This window comes from Pseudomonas sp. PARCl1, from assembly GCF_947311875.1.
Taxonomy (GTDB): domain Bacteria; phylum Pseudomonadota; class Gammaproteobacteria; order Pseudomonadales; family Pseudomonadaceae; genus Aquipseudomonas; species Aquipseudomonas juntendi.
This window is the reverse complement of the sequence record NZ_CAMZMX010000096.1, coordinates 1-2,383: the sequence shown is the minus strand read 5'-3', so window position 1 is coordinate 2,383 and position 2,383 is coordinate 1. Positions and strand designations below refer to the sequence as shown.

The 2,383-nt window shown below is 59.1% G+C and carries 3 protein-coding genes; all 3 read left to right on the top strand.

Annotated features, from left to right (window positions below; all coding sequences use genetic code 11):
* Nucleotides 1-100 precede the first annotated feature (100 nt).
* The 3 genes from QME24_RS24630 to QME24_RS24620 all read left to right on the top strand — a co-directional run bounded on the left by QME24_RS24630 (nucleotide 101) and on the right by QME24_RS24620 (nucleotide 2,352).
* Nucleotides 101-421: a transposase gene (locus tag QME24_RS24630; protein WP_236186664.1), complete on the top strand. Its 321-nt coding sequence runs from the start codon at nucleotides 101-103 to the stop codon at nucleotides 419-421.
* On the top strand, nucleotides 418-753 hold the full coding sequence (gene tnpB, locus QME24_RS24625; RefSeq protein WP_236186666.1) for an IS66 family insertion sequence element accessory protein TnpB: 336 nt from the start codon (nucleotides 418-420) through the stop codon (nucleotides 751-753). The genes QME24_RS24630 and tnpB overlap by 4 nt, the downstream gene beginning before the upstream one ends.
* Nucleotides 754-816: 63 nt before the next feature.
* A complete protein-coding gene (locus QME24_RS24620) occupies nucleotides 817-2,352 on the top strand; it encodes an IS66 family transposase (RefSeq protein ID WP_236186668.1) in 1,536 nt (511 codons plus the stop codon).
* The last annotated feature ends 31 nt before the right edge of the window (nucleotides 2,353-2,383 follow it).

The following is a 2,383-nucleotide window of genomic DNA, read 5'->3' as shown; positions in this document are numbered from 1 at the left end:
GTAAGCGTCCGGCGAACTCACCTTCCGAACTCCAGCATTAAGGGCGATGGTGTCCGCGTATTTTTAAGCGGACGCGATCACCCTTATCGCCAGGATTTCCATGCGCCAACGAAGCTCTTATCCGAAACCATTCAAAGCCCAGGTTGTTCAGGAATGCCTGCAACCTGGCGCAACCGTGTCCAGTGTCGCCATCAGTCACGGCATCAACGCCAACGTCATCCGCAAATGGCTGCCGCTCTATCGAGACCCGCCCGCAGCAACCTCTTTGCCAGCATTTGTCCCGCTAAAAGCCGCACCTAAACGGCCAGCCGAAGCCTCAGTGATCATCGAGTTGCCCATGACTGGGCAAGTGATCACGGTGAAATGGCCAGCCTCGGATCCTGAGGGTTGCGCGCAATTTATCCGGGCTGTCACTCAATGATCCGCATCGATGCGATCTGGCTGGCCACCGAGCCGATGGACATGCGCGCCGGCACCGAAACGGCATTGGCCCGGGTGGTCGCGGTGTTCGGTGCGGCGAAGCCGCACTGCGCTTACCTGTTCGCCAATCGCCGGGCTAACCGAATGAAAGTGCTGGTGCACGACGGCGTGGGAGTCTGGCTTGCTGCGCGGCGACTGAATCAAGGCAAGTTTCACTGGCCCGGCATTCGCCATGGATGCGAGGTTGAACTCGACAGCGAACAACTTCAGGCCTTGGTGCTGGGCCTGCCGTGGCAGCGTGTCGGTGCAGGCGGTGTGATCAGCATGCTGTAAACGCCGGCCATTTGGCCGGTCTACTTGTCGTCGTTCTGTGCCTGCTCTGGCACAATCGGCGGCATGACTTTTTCGCCCAACCTCGACCAGATGACCCCGGAACAGCTTCGTGCCTTGGCGGCACGGGCGTTGCAGTTGCAGTCCCAGGTCGAGGCGATGAGCAAGAAGATCCAGAACGATGGAACTCTCATCGAACAGTTCAAGTTCGAAATCGCCCTGCTCAAACGCCACAAGTTTGCCAAGCGCAGCGAGCAAATCAGCCCGGCGCAAGGCAGCTTGCTGGATGACCTGCTCGATACAGACCTTGAAGCGATTGAGGCCGAGCTGAAACAGCTTCTTCCCACTTCGTCACAGTCTGAGCCACGGCAATCGCCCAAACGTGCACCATTGCCGCCGCAGTTTCCACGCACGGTGATTCGTCACGAACCCGAAAACACCCAGTGCGCCTGTGGCTGCCAACTTCAACGCATCGGCGAAGACGTCAGCGAGAAGCTGGATTACACACCGGGCGTGTTTACCGTCGAGCAACATGTGCGTGGCAAATGGGCCTGCCGTCAGTGCGAAACACTGATCCAGGCGCCAGTGCCGGCGCAGGTGATCGACAAAGGCATCCCGACCGCAGGCTTGCTGGCCCACGTCATGGTGGCCAAGTTTGCCGATCATTTGCCGCTGTACCGGCAGGAGAAAATCTTTGGCCGCGCCGGGTTGGAAATTGCTCGCTCGACCTTGGCTCAGTGGGTCGGACAAACCGGTGTGCGGCTCCAGCCGCTGGTCGATGCACTGCGTGAAGCCGTGCTGAACCAAGGCGTGATTCACGCTGATGAAACACCGGTGCAAATGCTTGCGCCGGGCGAGAAGAAAACCCACCGAGCCTATGTCTGGGCCTATAGCACGACGCCGTTTTCGGCGCTCAATGCTGTGGTTTACGATTTCAGCCCAAGCCGTGCTGGCGAACACGCACGTAACTTCCTGGGCAACTGGAACGGCAAGTTGGTCTGCGATGACTTCGCGGGCTACAAAGCTGGTTTTGACCAAGGCATTACTGAAATCGGCTGCATGGCTCATGCTCGCCGCAAGTTCTTCGACCTGCATGTCGCGAACAAAAGTCAGCTGGCCGAACAGGCGCTGCACTCGATTGGCGGTTTGTACGAGGTTGAACGCCAGGCTCGGGATATGAGCAACGAAGACCGTTGGCGAATACGTCAGGAAATGGCGGTACCGATCAGCAAAACACTGCATGACTGGATGTTGGCCCAGCGCGATCTGGTGCCGAACGGATCAGCCACGGCCAAAGCCCTCGATTACAGCCTGAAACGCTGGGTAGCGCTGACGCGCTACCTGGACGATGGGGCTGTGCCTATCGACAACAATCAGGTGGAGAACCAGATACGGCCATGGGCGCTCGGACGCTCGAACTGGTTGTTTGCCGGGTCGCTGCGCAGTGGCAAACGGGCCGCGGCGATCATGAGCCTGATCCAGTCGGCGCGCATGAATGGGCATGATCCGTATGCCTATCTCAAGGATGTGTTGACGCGGTTGCCGACACAGCGGGCCAGTGAGATCGGGCAATTGCTGCCGCATCAGTGGGTGCCGGCCTGACTTACGCAAGGTGAGTTGGGCGGACGCTTAC

Excerpts from the sequence above, each read along its gene's own strand:
- QME24_RS24630 (WP_236186664.1), top strand. The coding sequence starts at position 101 with ATGCGCCAACGAAGCTCTTATCCGAAACCATTCAAAGCCCAGGTTGTT.
- tnpB (WP_236186666.1), top strand. The coding sequence starts at position 418 with ATGATCCGCATCGATGCGATCTGGCTGGCCACCGAGCCGATGGACATG.
- QME24_RS24620 (WP_236186668.1), top strand. The coding sequence starts at position 817 with ATGACTTTTTCGCCCAACCTCGACCAGATGACCCCGGAACAGCTTCGT.